At 67.4% G+C, this 17,260-nt stretch carries 9 protein-coding genes; 5 read left to right on the top strand and 4 right to left on the bottom strand.

Annotation, left to right across the window (positions count from 1 at the left end):
• Nucleotides 1-106: 106 nt before the first annotated feature.
• Nucleotides 107-1,066 carry a DMT family transporter gene (locus RA19_RS15985; RefSeq protein ID WP_241479079.1) on the top strand — a complete coding sequence of 320 codons (960 nt, stop codon included), beginning with the start codon at nucleotides 107-109 and terminating at the stop codon, nucleotides 1,064-1,066.
• A gap of 123 nt (nucleotides 1,067-1,189) precedes the next feature.
• Here the strand turns inward: RA19_RS15985 and RA19_RS15980 are convergent, their stop codons facing one another.
• Nucleotides 1,190-1,774: a DUF1285 domain-containing protein gene (locus RA19_RS15980; RefSeq protein WP_039164367.1), complete on the bottom strand. Its 585-nt coding sequence runs from the start codon at nucleotides 1,772-1,774 to the stop codon at nucleotides 1,190-1,192.
• Between the two features lie 64 nt (nucleotides 1,775-1,838).
• Between RA19_RS15980 and RA19_RS15975 the strand changes: the two genes are divergently transcribed.
• The 4 genes from RA19_RS15975 to RA19_RS15960 are packed head-to-tail and all read left to right on the top strand — an operon-like array spanning nucleotide 1,839 to nucleotide 8,571.
• On the top strand, nucleotides 1,839-2,846 hold the full coding sequence (locus RA19_RS15975; protein WP_039164365.1) for an AAA family ATPase: 1,008 nt from the start codon (nucleotides 1,839-1,841) through the stop codon (nucleotides 2,844-2,846).
• Entirely contained in the window at nucleotides 2,843-3,736 is an 894-nt protein-coding gene (locus RA19_RS15970; protein ID WP_039164363.1) for a DUF58 domain-containing protein, read from the top strand. The genes RA19_RS15975 and RA19_RS15970 overlap by 4 nt, the downstream gene beginning before the upstream one ends.
• The gene (locus RA19_RS15965; RefSeq protein ID WP_039164361.1) at nucleotides 3,733-6,516 is read left to right on the top strand and encodes a DUF4159 domain-containing protein; all 2,784 of its coding nucleotides are present in this window, start codon (nucleotides 3,733-3,735) and stop codon (nucleotides 6,514-6,516) included. The genes RA19_RS15970 and RA19_RS15965 overlap by 4 nt, the downstream gene beginning before the upstream one ends.
• A 12-nt stretch (nucleotides 6,517-6,528) precedes the next feature.
• Nucleotides 6,529-8,571, top strand: a complete 2,043-nt coding sequence (locus RA19_RS15960) for a membrane protein (RefSeq protein WP_039164359.1) — start codon at nucleotides 6,529-6,531, stop codon at nucleotides 8,569-8,571.
• A 189-nt stretch (nucleotides 8,572-8,760) separates the two neighbouring features.
• On the opposite strand, the gene RA19_RS15955 is transcribed toward RA19_RS15960, so the two are convergent.
• The 3 genes from RA19_RS15955 to RA19_RS15945 all read right to left on the bottom strand — a co-directional run bounded on the left by RA19_RS15955 (nucleotide 8,761) and on the right by RA19_RS15945 (nucleotide 17,224).
• Nucleotides 8,761-9,609, bottom strand: a complete 849-nt coding sequence (locus RA19_RS15955; RefSeq protein ID WP_039164357.1) for a 2-keto-4-pentenoate hydratase — start codon at nucleotides 9,607-9,609, stop codon at nucleotides 8,761-8,763.
• Between the two features lie 26 nt (nucleotides 9,610-9,635).
• Nucleotides 9,636-11,648, bottom strand: a complete 2,013-nt coding sequence (gene pbpC / locus RA19_RS15950) for a penicillin-binding protein 1C (RefSeq protein WP_039164355.1) — start codon at nucleotides 11,646-11,648, stop codon at nucleotides 9,636-9,638.
• Between the two features lie 131 nt (nucleotides 11,649-11,779).
• Nucleotides 11,780-17,224: an alpha-2-macroglobulin family protein gene (locus RA19_RS15945; RefSeq protein ID WP_082020557.1), complete on the bottom strand. Its 5,445-nt coding sequence runs from the start codon at nucleotides 17,222-17,224 to the stop codon at nucleotides 11,780-11,782.
• Nucleotides 17,225-17,260 lie beyond the last annotated feature (36 nt).

Here is a 17,260-nt window from a genome sequence, read left to right as displayed (position 1 = left end):
ATAGAAAACGACGCATTGTCGCTTTCCCGCAAGACGCGGGCGGCGGTTTCTGATGCTACTGCAGAAAACCGGCGTATTTCCGCTGGATTCCCTGAGGATCGCAGTCATGACCATGAACCCTGAGCGCCTGCCCGCAGGCTCTTCTGCATCGCCGCGTGCCCATGCGCTTGGCGGCAACGCTTTGGCGGCAGCGGCGATGATGACTTGGGCCGCAGGCTTTCCTGCCGCTGAAGTGCTGCTGCAGACCTGGCCGCCAGTGATGCTGCTGGCGGCGCGGCTGTTGCTAGCGGCGGTTGGCATCCTGCTTCTGTGGGGAATGCGGGAAGGTGTGCAGACCGTACTGCGGGCGCCCTGGCGCAAGGGGCTGATGATCGGGATTTTCGGCTTTGGCGCAAGCGCCTATCTGATCATCCAGGCGCAGGTGCTGACCAATGCAGTAACCGCAGCGCTGATCTGCTCTGCGGCCCCGGTGATCGGCGGGGTGCTGGAGATGCTGCAGGGCCAGCGGCGGCTGGGGGTGCGGTTTGCTCTGGGCGCCGTTGCAACTGTAATCGGAGGAATCATCGCCACCAGCTCGCTCAGCGGTGCTGAACTGGGGCTGGGCGCGGCGGCAGCCGCAGCTGCCATCACGCTTTATACCTGGGCAAGTTCGGCAGCGGTGCGCGAGCTGCCGGATCTGTCGCCCTCGGGGCGCAGCGCGGTCACCATTTGCGGCGGGCTGATTCTGGCAAGCGTGCTGACCGCAGGCACCGCGGCCTTGGGCGGGGAATGGCTGCCGAGCGCACCAGTGGATGGCTACCAGCTGCAGATGCTGCTGATTTTCGGCCTGGTCTCGGTGATGATCAGCCAGTTGCTGTGGCTATCGGCGGTTGAGCGGCTGGGGGTGGCGCTGGCCTCGTTCCACACCAATCTGGCGCCGTTCTATGTGATGATCCTAATGCTGTTTCTGGGCGAGAGCTGGGAGTGGCCGCAAGCGATCGGCGCAGCGGTTGTCGGGCTGGGGGTGATCGTGGCTCAGGACAAGCGGCCCAAGCTGGCGGAGCCGGTGAACGGCAGCCAGGCGTAAGGAAACTCGAGAACTTGCAAGGGCAGCGCCCGGCCCGTCGGGGTGGGAAGCGTAGCGCCCGCCCCGGTGGGGGCGGGTCGGGCGCAGCCCGGCCTATCGGCCGGGCGGGACGTTCCTTGGATGTTAATCCGCTTCCAGCTCAGACGACAGGATCAGCGGGAAGAATGTGCCGCCGGACCAGACGCCGAACCACTCATCGTGATGTTCCCCGAGCTCTGCCAGCCGGTAGAAGCTCTTGCGGTCGATGCGGGCTTCCAGGCCTGCGCGCACCATCACATAGGGAGACGGCTCTCCGCTCTCTGCATCGCGCTCGACCCGGATCGGGGTGTCCGGGCCTGCTGCGGTAGTGTCCTCGACATTTGTCGTGAATGTGATCACCTGATCGCGCCCCTCGCCCGCCGCATCAAAATCCACCGCCACAAAGGGCGCGTCTTCGACCGTGATGCCGACCTTCTCGACAGGGGTGACCAGGAAATACTTCCCCTCTTCCAGCTTCAGGATCGAAGCGAACAGCTTGACCAGCTCGAACCGGGTGAAGGGCGTGCCGAGGTAGTACCAGCTGCCGTCGCGGGCGATGCGGATGTCGAGATCGCCGCAAAACGGCGGGTTCCACAGGTGGACGGGCGGCAAACCCTTGCCTTTCTTGGCCGCTTTCACCGACGCGGCGATGCCTTCGGCACCGGGTGTCACAGCTTTTTGTCCGCTCATTGCTTTTGCCATTTCCTGTCAGCACGATAGAGTAACAGCATATATCCTGGAAACGAGGAATGACATGCCTGAAACCGACGATCTGCTGGCCGGCATCGAGGCGCTGGAAGCCAAGCTGAAACAGGCCCGCGAGTCGATCACCAAGCGATTCATCGGCCAGGAGCGGGTGGTGGACCTGACGCTGTCGGTGCTCTTGTGCGGCGGCCATGGGCTGCTGATCGGCCTGCCCGGGCTGGGCAAGACCCGGCTGGTGGAGACACTGAGCACGGTGATGGGGCTGGATGGCAGCCGGATCCAGTTCACCCCGGATCTGATGCCTGCGGATATTCTGGGCTCCGAGGTGCTGGACACGGCAGAGGACGGCCACCGCTCCTTCCGCTTTGTGCCGGGGCCGGTGTTCTGCCAATTGCTGATGGCGGATGAGATCAACCGGGCGAGCCCGCGGACGCAGTCGGCGCTCTTGCAGGCGATGCAGGAGCGGCAGGTGACAGTGGCGGGCGAAGACCGGCAGCTGGGGGCGCCGTTTCATGTGCTGGCAACCCAGAACCCGATCGAGCAGGAAGGCACCTATCCGCTGCCCGAGGCGCAGCTGGACCGGTTCCTGCTGCAGATCGACGTGAATTATCCGGACCGCAAGACCGAACGCGATATCCTGCTGGCCACCACTGGGGCTGAGGAAGCGGAAGCCTATCAGGTGTTTACCGCCGCCGAGCTGATCGCAGCCCAGACCCTGCTGCGGCGGATGCCGGTGGGCGAGTCTGTTGTTGAGATGATCCTGGATCTGGTGCGGGCGTTCCGGCCCGAAGAAGAGGGTGTCTCCGAGCGGGTGGCGCAGACCGTGGCCTGGGGGCCGGGTCCGCGGGCAGCGCAGGCGCTGATGCTGGCGGTGCGGGCGCGGGCCTTGCTGCACGGGCGGCTGGCGCCGAGCGCCGAGGATGTGCTGGATATGGCCAAGCCGGTGCTGAGCCACCGGATGCAGCTGAATTTTGCCGCGCGGGCGCGGGGCGACAGCCTGACCGCTTTGATCGAAGAAACTGCGGCTGATCTGGCCCGGACCAGGACCGCGGCGTGACCAGACCTGCCGCCTCTCAGGCTGCAACCGGATTGCGGCACCGCGCCGAGGCCGAGGCCAGCGCCTTTCCGCCCTTGCTGGTGCAGGCGCGGCATCTGGCAGGCTCGGTGCTGATGGGCGAGCATGGCCGCCGCCGGGCCGGCACCGGCGATGACTTCTGGCAGTACCGCCCGGCGCAGCCCGGCGACAGCCGCCAGATGATCGACCACCGGCGCTCGGCCATGGGGGACGTGCAATATGTGCGCGAGCGGGAGTGGCATATTTCGCAGACGGTGCATCTGTGGGTGGATACCGGCGCCTCGATGCGGTTTTCCTCATCGCCGAAGCTGCCGCAGAAGATTGATCAGGCGCGGCTGCTGGGTTTGGCCGCATCGGTGCTGATGGTGCATGGCGGCGAGCGGGTGGGCCTGACGGGCGGCAGCTTGCCGCCCCGGCGCGGCAACGTGCAGATCCTGCGGCTGGCTGAGGCGCTGTCGGATGACGGCGATGAGGATTACGCCCCGCCCAACGACCGGGCGCTGATCCCGCATGCCCGGGCGCTGTTCATCTCGGATTTTCTGGGGCCGTATGAGCCGATGGAGCAAGCGCTCTCCAAAGCCGCTGCGCGCGGGGTGCGCGGGGTGCTGTTGCAGGTGCTGGACCCGGCGGAAGAAGCCTTTCCCTTTACCGGCCGCACCCTGTTTGAAAGCGTCAAAGGCGGCGTTACACATGAAACATTGAAAGCCTCGGCGCTGCAGGAGCGCTATCTGGACCGGCTGGCGGAACGGCGGGATGCGCTGGAGCGGCTGTGCCACGAAGCCGGCTGGCGGTTCGGCCAGCATCACACCGGCGACCCGGCGCAGGCTGCGCTGATGTGGCTTTACCACGCTTTGGAAAGAACCGCGCCATGACGACGATTGCGGGCATCGGCTTTACCGCACCCTGGCTGCTGCTGGGGCTGCTGGCGCTGCCGGTGCTGTGGTTCCTGCTGCGGGCGATCCCGCCGGCACCCAAGCGGCAGCCGTTTCCGGCGGTGACGCTTCTGCTGGGGCTGAAGGATGACGAGAGCCTGTCGGACCGCACGCCTTGGTGGCTGCTGCTCTTGCGGATGCTGGCGGTGGCGGCGGCCATCATCGGGCTTGCCGGGCCGGTGCTGAACCCCTCAGCCGAGGAAAGCGGCGGCAGCGGGCCGCTGCTGGTTGTGATGGACGCTAGCTGGGGCGGCGCGGCGGGCTGGAAGCAGACCAGCGCCCAAACGGCAGCGCAGCTGGAGGAGGCCGGACGCGCCGGGCGGCCAGTGGCGGTGCTGCGGCTGAGTGCGCCGGAACCGCTGCAGTTCCGTGCCGCCAGCGACTGGCAGCGGCAGATGGCCGGGCTTGTGCCCCTGCCCTGGCAGCCGGGTCCGGATCAGCTGCAGGGTGCTTTGGCGGCGATTGACGGCGCCGAAGGCGGCTTTGACACGCTGTGGTTCAGCGACGGGCTGGAGTATGCGGGCCGCGACGGGCTGATCGAAGCGCTAAGCCGCCGCGGCGATATCGAGGTGTTCGAACAGCCGGTGCCAGTGCTGGGGCTGCTGCCTGCGCTGTATACCGGCGGCAATATCGAACTGACGGTTCAGCGCAGCCGTGCCGGACCCGCGCAGGAGGTGACGGTGCTGGCGCAGGGCGCGGATCCGGGCGGCACTCCGCGCAGCCTGGCGGCGCTGCCGCTGCGCTTTGCGGATGGCGCCCGCAGCGCCTCGGCCGAGCTGTCGCTGCCGGCCGAGCTGCGCGCGCGGCTGTCGCGGTTCGAAATCCGCGACATGAAATCCGCAGGCGCCGTGGCACTGACCGATGACAGCTTGCGCCGCCGCGAAGTGGCGCTGGTCTCTTCGCAAAGCGCCGATGAAGGCTTGGCGCTGCTGTCGCCGCTGCACTATTTGCGTCAGGCGCTGGCGCCCTCGGCGGAACTGCTGGAGGGGGCGCTTGCGGATCTGCTGCCGGCCAATCCCGATGTGATCGTGCTGGCCGATGTGGCGCGGCTGGCGCCCGCGCAGGAAGAGGCGGTGATCGAATGGGTGGAAAACGGCGGGCTGCTCTTGCGCTTTGCCGGGCCGCGCCTGGCGGCGAGCGATACCGCCCGTTCCGGCGAAGAGCCCCTGATGCCGGTGCGTCTGCGCATTGGCGGCCGCAGCATCGGCGGCGCCATGAGCTGGGGCGAGCCGAAGACTTTGGCGCCCTTTGCCGAGGGCTCTCCGTTTTATGGCCTGGAGGTGCCCGGCGAGGTCTCGATCAGTTCTCAAGTTGTGGCGCAGCCCGACCCCGAGCTGGCCGCGCGTGTGATTGCTGAGCTGGCCGACGGCACGCCCCTGGTGACCCGCAAGACGCTGGGCCAGGGGCAAGTGGTGCTGTTTCACGTGACGGCAAACGCCGAGTGGAGCAGCCTGCCGCTGTCGGGCCTTTTTGTGGCGATGCTGGAACGGCTGGCGGTGTCCTCCTCGGCGGCACAGCCGGATGCGGAGGATCTGGAGGGCACCACTTGGACACCGGTTGAAGTGCTGGACGGGTTCGGACGCATTGAGGCGGCGGAAACACTGCCGGGGGTCAAGGGGCCGGATCTGGTGGCCGCGCCCGCGGGGCCGGAGCTGCGGCCGGGCGTCTATGACGGCGGGCGGCGGATGCTGGCCCGAAACGTGCTGCGCCCTGGCGACGAATTGCAGGCGGCGCGCTGGCCTGCTTCGGTTGAGGTCAGCGGTTATGATGCGCCGCAGGAGCTGCCTTTGAGCGGCGCGCTGCTGACGCTGGCGCTGCTGCTGCTGGCGCTGGATGTGCTGGGCACGCTGCTGGTCTCGGGCCTGCTGGGCGGCGCCCGCACTGCGTCTTTGGCCGGGGCACTGGCTTTGTCGGCACTGGCCCTGCCGCAGGACGCACGGGCGCAAGCCCCGCCGGTGGCAGAGGATTTCCGGGCAGCCGGGCTGGCCTCGGAACTGGTGCTGGCGCATGTGCTGACCGGCGACGCGCAGGTCGACAGGATCGCTGAAGCGGGGCTTCGCGGGCTGTCGGACACGCTGTTCTTCCGCACCTCAGTAGAGCCGGCCAAACCGGCAGGTGTGGATCTTGAGCGCGATGAGCTGGCGTTTTACCCGCTGCTCTACTGGCCCATCACCCGCGACCAGCCGCTGCCCTCGTCCGAGGCTTACGGCAAGCTGAACGCTTACCTGCGGGCAGGCGGGATGATCCTGTTTGACACTCGCGACGCCGATCTGAGCACCTCCGGCGCTACCAGCCCGGCGGCACGGCGGCTGCAGCAGATTGCCCTGCCCCTGGACATTCCGCCGCTGGAGGTGGTGCCGGAAGATCACGTGCTGACCCGCGCCTTTTACTTGCTGCAGGCCTTCCCGGGGCGGCACAGCCGCGGGCCGGTCTGGGTCGAGGCGGCGCCGCCAGATGCCGAGCAGGCCGAAGGCATCCCCTTCCGCAATCTGAATGACGGGGTGACGCCGGTGGTGATCGGCGGCAACGACTGGGCCGCAGCCTGGGCGGTGGATGAGAACGGCCGGCCGCTACTGCCGGTGGGGCGCGGCTATGCTGGCGAACGGCAGCGCGAGCTGGCGTTCCGCTTTGGCGTTAACCTGGTGATGCATGTGCTGACCGGCAATTACAAATCCGACCAGGTGCATGTGCCGGCACTGCTGGACCGGCTGGGGCAATAAGGAGCGGATAAGATGACACAAACGATCCTGTTTGACCCGCTGATGCCCTGGCCCGTGATCTGGGCCGCGGGCGGCATCACCCTGGCGGCGCTGATCCTGGGCCTGTGGAAGGGGCTCTCGGGCTGGGCCCTGCGTGCGCTGGCGGCGCTGGTGCTGCTGGCAGCGCTCTCGGGGCCGGTGCATCAGAGCGAGGACCGCGCGCCGCTCAGTGACATCGTGATTGTGGCCGAGGACCAGACCGCCAGCCAGCAGCTCAGCACCCGGCCTGAGCAGATGGCGCGGGCACGCACCCAGTTGAAGGCGGCCCTGGCGGACCGGCCCGGGACCGAAGTGCGCTGGGTCACGGTGGAAGACGGAACCGGCGATGAGGGCACTCAGCTGATGGAGGCAATTGCCGGCGCGCTGGCGGATGAGCCGCGGGCGCGGGTGGCGGGCATCATCGCCCTGTCGGACGGGCAGGTGCATGATGCGGGCCAGATGATGGCCCTGCCCGCGCCGATGCATCTGCTGCTGACCGGCCGCGCGGACGACTGGGACCGGCGGCTGATCGTCAAAAACGCCCCCGGCTTTGCTATCATCGGTGAACCGGTGAAGCTGACCTTGCGGATCGAGGATCAGGGCGCGGTGCCGGAGCCGGGCGGATTTGCCGAACTGGAGATTTCCGTGCGGGGCGAGGAGCCGCAGCGCTTTACCCTGCCGGTGGGTGTGGATTTCGAACTGCCGATGGTGCTGCAGCACGGCGGCCGCAACGTGATCCAGTTCAGCGTGCCGGAGGAGCCGGGCGAGCTGACCGCGCGCAACAACACCGCTCTGGTGCAGATCAACGGGGTGCGCGACCGGCTGCGGGTGCTGCTGGTCTCCGGCGAGCCGCATGCAGGCGGGCGCACCTGGCGCAACCTGCTGAAATCCGACAGTGCGGTGGATCTGGTGCATTTCACCATCCTGCGGCCGCCGGAGAAGCAGGACGGGGTGCCGGTGGAGGAACTGTCGCTGATCGCCTTCCCCACCCGCGAGCTGTTCCTGGAAAAGATCGACGATTTCGACCTGATCATTTTTGACCGCTACAAACGGCGCGGCATCCTGCCCGCGGTTTACCTGGACAATGTAGCAAACTATGCGATGGGCGGCGGCGCTGTTCTTGTGGCGGCAGGGCCGGATTTTGCCAGCGCCGACAGTATCTACCGCTCGCCGCTGTCCCTGATCCTGCCGGCTGAGCCGTCGGCGCGGGTGCTGGAAGAACCGTATCGGCCGGAAGTGACCGATCTGGGCAAGCAGCATCCGGTGACTTCGGGGCTGGAGGGGACAGAGGATTGGGGCCGCTGGCTGCGCCAGATCGAGCTGCGCACACCGGAAGGCCATGTGCTTATGAATGGTGCGGGCGAGCGGCCCTTGCTGGTGCTGAACCGGGTCGGTGACGGCCGGGTGGCGCTCTTGGCCTCGGACCACGCCTGGCTGTGGAGCCGCGGCTATGAAGGCGGCGGCCCGCAGCTGGAGCTGCTGCGGCGTCTGGCGCATTGGATGATGAAGGAGCCGGAACTGGAGGAGGAAGCGCTGTGGGCCGAGGCATCAGGCCAGCGGATGCGGATCCTGCGCCGCACGCTGGCGGGCCAGGCCGGGCCGGTGATGGTGACCAACCCGGATGGCTCGACGGCCGAGCTGGAGCTGCGGCAGACCGCGCCGGGCCAGTGGGAGACCCGCTATGACGGGCCGGAGCCGGGGCTCTACCGGCTGGAGGAAGGCGGCGAAACCGCAGTGGCCGGGCTGGGGCCTGCGGCGCCGAAGGAGTTTGAGGAGACCATTGCCACAGGGGATGTGCTGGAACCGGTGCTGGCGCCTTTGCGCGGCGGGGTGCTGCGGCTGGAGGACGGCCTGCCATCCTTGCGCAGCGTCCGGGCCGGGCGGCCCGCAGCGGGCCGCGGCTGGATCGGCCTTACCCCGCGCGACGCTTATGAAACGCTGTCGGTGAGCCAGGGGCCGCTGCTGCCGGCCTGGCTGGCACTGCTGATGGCGGCGTTTTTCCTCATGGCAGGCTGGCTGCGCGAAGGCCGCCGCTGACTATCCACGCATTTTCCCATCAATAAGCCGTTCATTCCGTCCAAGAAGCACTCCCGCCAATCGCCGGGGTCCTGACGGACCCCGCGCCAGTTGGGCCAGGCGCCGCGCCATAGGCGCGGCGCGGATCGCTTCGGGCAAAGCCCGAAGCGAAAAACCTCAGCAGAATAGCAGTTGCCGCCTGTTCTGAGGCTATTCGGCGAAAGAGACTGAAACGGTGGGATTGCCGGGCAGTCCCTGGTAGGTGACGCTGACCCCGCCTTTGGTCTTCTGCGGCGGGAACAGCGGGCCGAAGGAACCAACGGAGATCAGGTCGCCCGCTTTGAAGACGATCCCCTTGGAGCGCAGCCACAGGGCAGAGTTCACCGGGTTGCCCAGAACCGCACGTCCTGGCGCCTGCACCAGAACATCTCCGGCGCCATCGTGCATGGTGACAGTCATCTCTTCGAGCATGCGGGCCATCGCAGCGGGCTCCTCAACTGCCACCGGGGAGCCGAGCACGCCAAGCCTGGCGCCCACCCCCATAGCGGTGATGGTCACGGGGGTGATGGGCTCGCCCTTGGCCAGCGCCAGGTCGGGGAGCTCGATAAAAGGGCGAATGGCGGCAGTATGGGCCAGGGATTCCTCTGGCGTTTCTGCGGTATTGATCCCAGCGTCCTTCACCACCAGCACTAGGTCCGCCTCCACCATCGGCACCGCGCCCCAGCGCACATCGACTGTGGCGCCGTCCTGGAGCATCATGTTTTCATAAAGCAGCCCTTGCACGGGTTCGTCAGTGCCGAAGCGTTCCTGCGCGGGCCGGCTGGTGAGCCCGGCCTTATAGCCCGCAACCGCACCTAGGTGCGGTTCCATGGAAAGAACCAATTTCGCTTGAGTACAGAGCGCATCCGCCATGCTGGCGCCTGCTGCCAGCGCTTTGGCCGGGGTTTTGGCGGCATAGCTTTCCACAAACGCCGCCACTTCGGCATCTGAGGCGCAAGCCGCCCAGGCAGCAGGTGCAGCAAGGGTTATGGCACAGGCAGAGAGCAAGGATTTCAGCATGATGGGGCCTCAGCAAATGGATGGGGTCAATCAATCCGCAGGTTAACCCGGCCGGAGCGGCCTGCGCCATCGACAATCACCAGCGAGGAAAAGCCGGTACCCGGACTGGGCACCGGAAACTCTCGGCGGCGCTGGCCGGACAGAACGGGGCGGCCGTTGGCCAGAACCAGGAAGGGCGCTGTGCCGCCGCGCAATTTCAGGGTCAGGCTGCCGCCGTCCAGCGCCAGGCGGGCGCCCTCAGGCGGAAACAGAATTTGCGGCGCATCGCGGCTGTCATCAAAAGCCGCCGCCCGCGGGCGGAAACGCTGCAAGGGCAATGGCAGCTCGGCGGAGCTGACGATGAGTGCCGCAGGCGGCGGAGACGGCAGCGGGTCGAGAGCGGGTTTCAGACGGCCGAAAGCCTCGAAAAGAACCGGAGCTGCCAGATCGCCGCCGAAGATGCCCGGTACCGGCGTGCCATCGGCGCGGCCCAGCCAGATCCCGATCACGTGGCGCCCGTCCCAGCCGATGGCCCAGGCGTCGCGGTGGCCATAAGAGGTGCCGGTCTTATAGGCAATGGCGCCGGGCTGTGCGCCCGGCGGCACCGGCAGGCCGCGCAGGATGTCTCCTACCTGCCAGGCGGCTTCGGCTGAGATCAGGCGGCCAGTCTGCTGCGGCGGCGCGCCCTGCAGAACGCGCAGCCTGGGTCCCTGCCCGCCTGCTGCCAGCCCGGTATAAAGCTGCACCAGGTCCTGCAAGCTGATCCCGGCTCCGCCCAGCGACAGCGCCAGCCCGGGCGCGCCGCCCGGCAGTTGCGGCTTGGCCCCGCCTGACCGCATGGCCGCCATCAGCCGCGCCGGGCCCAGCTCCTGTGTCAGCTTTACCACCGGGATATTGAGCGACAACTGCAGCGCCTCGCGGATCCGGATATCGCCGCGGAACGCATTGTCGAAATTCTGCGGCGCATAGCCTGCGAAATTCACCGGCCCGTCGTGGATCAGCGTTTCCGGATGCGCCAGCCCCTGGTCGAAAGCCAGCCCGTAGACCAGCGGTTTCAAGGTGGAGCCCGGGGAGCGCAAGGCCTGGGTCATATCCACAAATCCGCGCCGCGCGGCATCGGCGTAGCCGGGCGAGCCAACCAAAGCCTGTACCTCGCCGGTCTGGTGATCAGCGGCGATCAGGGCCGCGGAAAGCTGCGGGCCTGCAGCCCGGGCAGCCTCTGCCAGCAGTTGCTGCATCCGGGATTGCACCGCGCTGTCAATGGTGAGGCGCAGCTGGTGTTTGCCAGGGTGCGCAGCCCGGACCCGCTCTGACAGATGCGGTGCCAGGCGCGGGAAGGCTGCCATACGGTACGGCAAAGCGCTGCGGCGGGCAGCCTCTGCGTCTTCATGAGACAAAACACCTTGCCGCTGCATCCGTGCAAGCACCCGGTTGCGGGCTTCCTGCGCCGCTTCCGGGAAACGGTCCGGGCGGCGGCGTTCCGGCGATTGCGGCAGCGCCACCAGAAGCGCTGCCTCTGCCGGAGTCAGGCGCCCCGGTTCCTTGCCGAACCAGGTATAGGCCGCGGCCCGGATGCCCTCTGCTGCGCTGCCATAAGGCGCATGGGTCAGGTAGAGAGTGAGAATCTCGTCCTTGCTGAGGCGCCGCTCCAGCGCCAGGGCCACCCGCATCTGGCGCAGCTTGCCGGACCAGCGGCCGGTGCTGCCGTCCTCCAGCAGGCGCGCCACCTGCATGGTAAGGGTGGAGCCGCCGGAGACCGTGCGGCCGTTCCACAGCGCCTGCCCCGCGGCGCGGAGCAGCGCCACTGGATCGACGCCGGCGTGAGCGTAGAAGCGCTTGTCCTCGTAGCGCAGCAGCATGGCCAGGAAACGCGGGTCGGCCTGGTCCGGCCGGACCGCCAGGCGCCAGAGCCCGTCTTCGACCGGAAAGGCGCGCAAGAGCCGGCCCTTGCGGTCGAGAACCTCGGTCGAGGTTTCAGCGAGGGTAAGAGGGAGATCGGTACGGTCTATCCAGGCATCGAAGCTGCGCCAAACTGTGAAAGCCGCCGTGAGTACAAACACGAAAGCCGCCGCGCGCCACTTCCACCTGCTGCCTGTGCGATAGGCCGGGCACCGCCCGTCCGCCTCCCCGGGCTGGCGAAGCTCCCCCTGCCGCGGCCGGGCGATGCCCTTCAGTTTGTTAAACCGCCGTTTCACTTGACCTCTACGCGTCCCGCCCCTGTCCGTGCCCTATAGGCCGGGCGGTACATGTCCTCGACCGAGGCCGCCGGGTGGTGGAAACGGCCCGGTGTCACTGCACGGGCGATGTAAGCCAGCGTCACAGGGGAGGCGTCCCGAACGTCCACCGCGGCCAGGAAGCGGTCGCTGCGGAACTCTGCGTGCTCGGCTTCAACCGGGTTCAGCCAGTCCAGATCGCGGAGATCTCCGGAGCGCAAGAGGTTGGGGTTGTCGATCTCAAAGCCCGCCGGCAGCGGATCATTGACCAACAGCCGGGCGCCGGTTTTCTCATGCGGACGGACCTGCAGAACGGTAACAAAGCGCGTACCGGCCTGCAGCGCCTGCATGTCCAGCGGCTGGCCCTCTAGCGTGAAATAGCTGCGGTCGATTGTGTAGCCGAAGCCCCCTGCGGCAGGCGCAACTTCAGGCACGCCCAGCGTGGTCAGAGTGATCTCAGCCGTTCGCCCGCTGGCGGCGGTCAGGGCCAGTTCCGGGGTTTCCAGCCCGCCTGCCGCCCGCACAAAGGGCCCCTGAACCGGCTGGCCGTTGACCAGCAGGCCTGAGTCCTCGGGCCGCTGCGCCAGGGCGTGGGCCGCCATCAGGGTCCATGCGGCTTCCTGGGTGGAGCGGCGGCTGGAGGCCTGCACGATCCGGGCCGACAGGCTGCTGCGGTCCACGGCTTGCGACCCTGCCTCGGCCGCCAGCGCCAGCACGCCCGCGGTGTCGCGCAAAGAAGTGCCGAAGTCTGCGCGCCACAGGGAGGTGTTCTCCCGGGTGCCTTGCAGCATCTGCGCCGCACGAGCAAACATCCGGTCGGCGCGGCGCTGGTCGCCATAGGCTGCCAGAGCTGCTCCCAGCTGGGCGGCGGCCAGCGGGGTTGCGAAGGCTTCGCCTTTTACATCGGCATAGTAGCGCAAGTCGCCCATCTGGGCGGCGCCTTCGCGGGCCAGAACCAGGAGCGCATAGGCGATCTCTTCACCGCCGCTGTCGAAGTCGGAGGCATAGTTGATGCGGTTGCGCAGGTTGTCCATCGCCTGGGCAAAGGCCTGCTGCGGCACCTCATAGCCCTGCGCGCGGGCACGGCTCAGGAAATCGCTGGCATAGGCATCCAGCCAGAACTCGCCGCTGTCGGCCCGCCACATCCCAAAGGCGCCGCTGGGGGCCTGCCGGGTCAGCACCTTGCGGATGGCGGCGTTGACGCGCTGGTCCACCGCCGGGCCGTCGCCCAGCCCCGCGGCTTCTGCAACGCTGCTAAGGTAAAGAAGCGGCAGTGCTTTGGACGTGACCTGCTCGGTGCAGCCGTAGGGGTACTGATCAAGATCCGCCAGCAGCCCCGGCACGTCGAACTTGGCCAGCGGGCCGGAGGAGATGACGGCGCGGGCCGTGCCGGGACGCAGGCCGGTGAAGACCTCGCCGTTGAACAGGAAGGTGTCGCCGCCTGCCAGGGTGAAGCGGCGGGTCTGCGCCACCACCGGGTCATTGGCCCGCACAGGCAGGCGGAGGTCCTGCCGCAGCTCCTGCCCATCGGGCGTGGTGAGCTTGAGGGTCAACTGGTGATCTCCCACGGTTTCCGCGGAGACCGGCAGCTCCAGCACTGTCTTGCCCTGCTCTGCCAGGGTGATGGCGGCAGGCAGGGTTCCGAGCGAGAGGCCGCCGGCAGTGCTGGCGGTCAGCGCCATCTCTCCGGCCGGGCCGTCGGCGTGCACGATTTCAATGCGGGCGCGGCTTTGGTCGCCAGGCGCCAGGAAGCGCGGCAGCGACGCAGTGACCACGACCGGGTCGCGCACCAGCATGTCGGCTTCGGCCTGGCCCACGGCTTTGCCCGACCAGGCCACCGCCATAAGCCGCACGGTACCATTGAAAGTCGGCAGGGAGATGGGGAACTCGGCCTCGCCGTTTGCATCCACGCGCAGCGGGCCGGAGAACAATGCCACCAGATCCTGGGTGGGCGGCGGCGATTGCATCTTGAGCCCGCTGTCCGCATCGCCGCCGGAGCGGATCCTTCCCATGGCGCCGTTGCCGGGGTCGATGAGCCTGCCGTAAACATCGCGCAGTTCCATGCCCAGCCGGCGCTGGCCGTAGTAATGCGCGCTGGGATCGGGGCTTGTGAAGCCGGTGAGGTTGAGGATACCGAGGTCAACGGCGGCCACGGTGAGCCAGACCTCTTCGCCTTCGGCCGCGCCATCAACGCGGAGCTTCGCCACCTGGGTGCCGCGCGGGCGGGCCACTTCGGGCACTTCAATTGCAACCCGCAGCTGCTGGCCTGGCTGGGTGATGCTGGCATGAGCCAGACCCAGGGCACGCACAGGCGTGCGGTTTTCTTTGCCTGCCACAGGCTGGATCACCGTTGCGGTCACATAGGCACCGCTTCCCCACTCTTGGGTCACATCCAGCGGTATCACGGTTTCACCTGCGGGCACGTCAACCGCCATCCGGTGGATCAGCCGGTTTGAAACCACCGAGACCAGCGCGGTGCCCGCGGCCTGCGGCACGATGCGCAGGCGGGCAGTCTCACCGGGGGCATAGTTTTCGCGGTCCAGCGACAGTTCCAGCCGGGCCGGCGTATCCTGGCTGCCTGCAGGCGCGTACCAGCCCGCATAGAAATCAAATGCGGCCGAGGCATAGGCGCCGTCCAACCGCTCAACCACCAGTTCGTAGCGGCCCCATCCGACCGGCTGCGACAGCGGCAGGGGATCGCTGCCAAGCTGCGCCTCGCCGGTGGCAATGCGGGTGCGGCGGGTGATCGGCTCCCAGTTCCAGTTGCCGTAAAGCTGGTACCACTGATAACGCGTCTCGACCCGGTTCAGCGTCCATTTCACCCGCATCGGCATCGGCGTGAGATCCGGCGCCAAGGCGATCAATTCAAACCCTGCCTCGGCACCTTCTGCTGCGACCTCATCAAACAGCGGCTTGATGCCGATGACAGGACCCGCGGGTTTTACAGGCAGCTCGAGGCTGCGCTCCACAGGCCGCGCGGCGCCATCGGCAACACGGGTGGCGAGAGTGGCCAGCAGCGGCTTGCCCTCGGCCGGAATGGTGTCCGGCAAGCTGACCGGGAAGACTGCATGGCCGTCGGCACCGGTTTCCTGCCCGCCGAAATAGGCGGTTTGAGCTGAAGATGGCTCGTCATAGCGGCCGAAGCGGAAGCCGGGCCATTGCTCCAGGGTGCTGGCGGCGGTGAGGCGGATATCGCCCTGCACTTTCAGACCTGCACCCGGTGCGCCGAACAGGTAATCGGCCTGCAGCTCCAGCTGAGCGGCGGCGCCGGGCTGGAGGGCCTCGGCATTGATGACCTGTTGTTCGAAGTCGATACGTTCCGGCAGGAAGTCCTCAACCAGGATCTGACGGCTGGCGAGTGCGGGCGCCTTGAGATCGCTCTTGATCTCGATCCGCCAGGTGCCGCGCGGAGCGGCGGGGCCGGTGGCCAGCGCAAAGACATGGCCGCCCTGGTGGCCAGCCGCGGAGGTCTGGCGGGTGTATTCCACACCGTCGGGGCGCAAAAGGATAGCGGTCAGCGGAAGTCCGTCGATGGCCTGGGCTTTGCTGTCACGCGCCAGCGCCGTCACATGCACGGTCTCGCCGGCCCGGAAGGCACCGCGGGTGGTGGCCAGGAAGACATCCACCGGGCCAGGCGCGGGCCGCCCGGCAACGCCGCGGTCGGAGAGATCAAAGGCCGCATCGGTCAGCGGCAGAAAGGTGAAGTCGTCCTCTCCGGCCTGGGCGGTGATCAGCGCGGGCGCAGCGCCGCCCGTACCGCGGATCAGGCCGGGTGCAAAGCGGACATAGCCGCTGGCATCGCTGGTCTCGGAGGCCAGCACCTCGTTGGCGCTGGAAATCAGGCGGACTTTGGCGCCTGCATGCGGCTTGGCATCCGCAAGCCCCTGCACCTGCACATGCAGCCCGTCGCTGCCGGACATGGTGCTGAGGCCAAGGCCGGTCATCACAAACCATTGGGTCGCGCCGGCATCATCATAGGGATCGGCGCCCGGCACCCGCGCGGTCAGCGCGTACAGGCCCGGCTTTTGCCCCGCCATTGCCTCAGCCAGCGGCACGCGGCTGGTCATGGTCTGATTGATGGCGGTGTCCACTTCGGCGCTGCCCTGCCAGACTTCTTCGGCAATATCCGAGGCGAAATGGGTGTCCTCCCAATGGGAAAGCGGCTTGGCAAAGTAGCCCTCCTGCAGGGTGCGCAGCACGTTGCGGCTGCTGACCCGGCGCAGGCGCAGGTCCAGCTCCGTCAGGTTCACGGTCTCCACTGGCAGCGCCGCTTGACCGCCTGCGGGCAGCACATAGGCCCGGCCCGGGAAGCGCACCAGCGGGGCACGGTCGCGCACATAGTGGGTCAGTTCCACATCCTTGTAGAGCTGCTCGCCGCTGGCCGCAGGCAGGCCCCGGCGCAGGGTCAGGCGGTACTGTTGGCCATGCTCGACCCCGTCGAAACAAAGCTGACGCCCTGAGACGGTGACCGCCAAACCGCCCTGCGGCAGGCGCACGTAGTTTTCATATTCCGTGCCGGCCTGTTCAAGATCTTCGGAAAACTCGGCACAGATCCGCGGCGCCGCGCTGTCGCTTTCAACCGTGGAGCCGGTCACCCGGAAGCCGTATTTCCGGATGGCATAATTCAGCAGCTCGGCATTTGCCTTGAGCGGAATGATCTCCTCTGCCAGGTGCAGCAGCGGCAGCATCTCCCGCCCCCGCCCAAGCGATTCCACAGCCTCCGCCGCCTGGCGCAGAGCCTGGGCCTGGGCTTCGGGCGCGTCAGCTCTCAGATAGCCGTTGAGCGCAGCAAGATAGGCGTCCTGGCGGAACCGGCGCTGCTGGCGGCTGCTGCCGCGCTCCTCGAAGGCGCGCAGGAGATAGTCCGAGAATCTGGTCCAGTCCTGTGCCGAATCCGTAAGCACCACCGCCTGCCCCATCCAGCGCAGAGCGGCGAGCGGATCGCCTGCGCGAATCAGGGAGCGGGCCGCCGAGAAAGCTTCGGCCGCATCCTTGGCCGACAACGGATACGCGAGCCCCAGCGAGCGGGACAATTCCGCCGCCTGCTGCAGGTCCTGTGCGGTGACGCTCTTTAGCCGGCCTGCACGGTCCTTGGCCGCGGCCGCCAGACCGGCCGGGACCAGTTGTTTCACGGCTGAGAGCGCGCCGTCGTAGGGACTGGGCTGCTGCAGCTCTGATTTCGGGAAACAAGCGTTGGAGCGCTGGTTGAAAACAAAACCGGCACACTCAGCCTGCGCGGAACAAGCCCGTGCACAGGCAGCCTGATCCGTGTCGAACAGCGGCTGCAGGTCCGATCCGAAAAAATCAGTGTTGGCAAAAGACTGGTAGCGGAAGTCCGGCACCGCCGGCCCGGCAAAGGCAGCGGTAAGAGAAATCAGGAATCCAAGGCAGAAATTGAAAAAACAGGCAAACAGACGCGGCATGGCACCCTCCAATACTGTTTGCAGGCTGGCACGGGC

Origin of the sequence: Leisingera sp. ANG-M1 (assembly GCF_000813745.1) — a bacterium.
Lineage (GTDB): Bacteria > Pseudomonadota > Alphaproteobacteria > Rhodobacterales > Rhodobacteraceae > Leisingera.
This window is presented reverse-complemented; position numbering and strand designations above follow the sequence as displayed.

What these genes read in the sequence shown, in the direction of transcription:
- RA19_RS15985 (WP_241479079.1), top strand. Translation starts at nt 107, where the DNA reads ATGACCATGAACCCTGAGCGCCTGCCCGCAGGCTCTTCTGCATCGCCG.
- RA19_RS15980 (WP_039164367.1), bottom strand. Translation starts at nt 1,774, where the DNA reads ATGAGCGGACAAAAAGCTGTGACACCCGGTGCCGAAGGCATCGCCGCG.
- RA19_RS15975 (WP_039164365.1), top strand. Translation starts at nt 1,839, where the DNA reads ATGCCTGAAACCGACGATCTGCTGGCCGGCATCGAGGCGCTGGAAGCC.
- RA19_RS15965 (WP_039164361.1), top strand. Translation starts at nt 3,733, where the DNA reads ATGACGACGATTGCGGGCATCGGCTTTACCGCACCCTGGCTGCTGCTG.
- RA19_RS15960 (WP_039164359.1), top strand. Translation starts at nt 6,529, where the DNA reads ATGACACAAACGATCCTGTTTGACCCGCTGATGCCCTGGCCCGTGATC.
- RA19_RS15955 (WP_039164357.1), bottom strand. Translation starts at nt 9,609, where the DNA reads ATGCTGAAATCCTTGCTCTCTGCCTGTGCCATAACCCTTGCTGCACCT.
- RA19_RS15945 (WP_082020557.1), bottom strand. Translation starts at nt 17,224, where the DNA reads ATGCCGCGTCTGTTTGCCTGTTTTTTCAATTTCTGCCTTGGATTCCTG.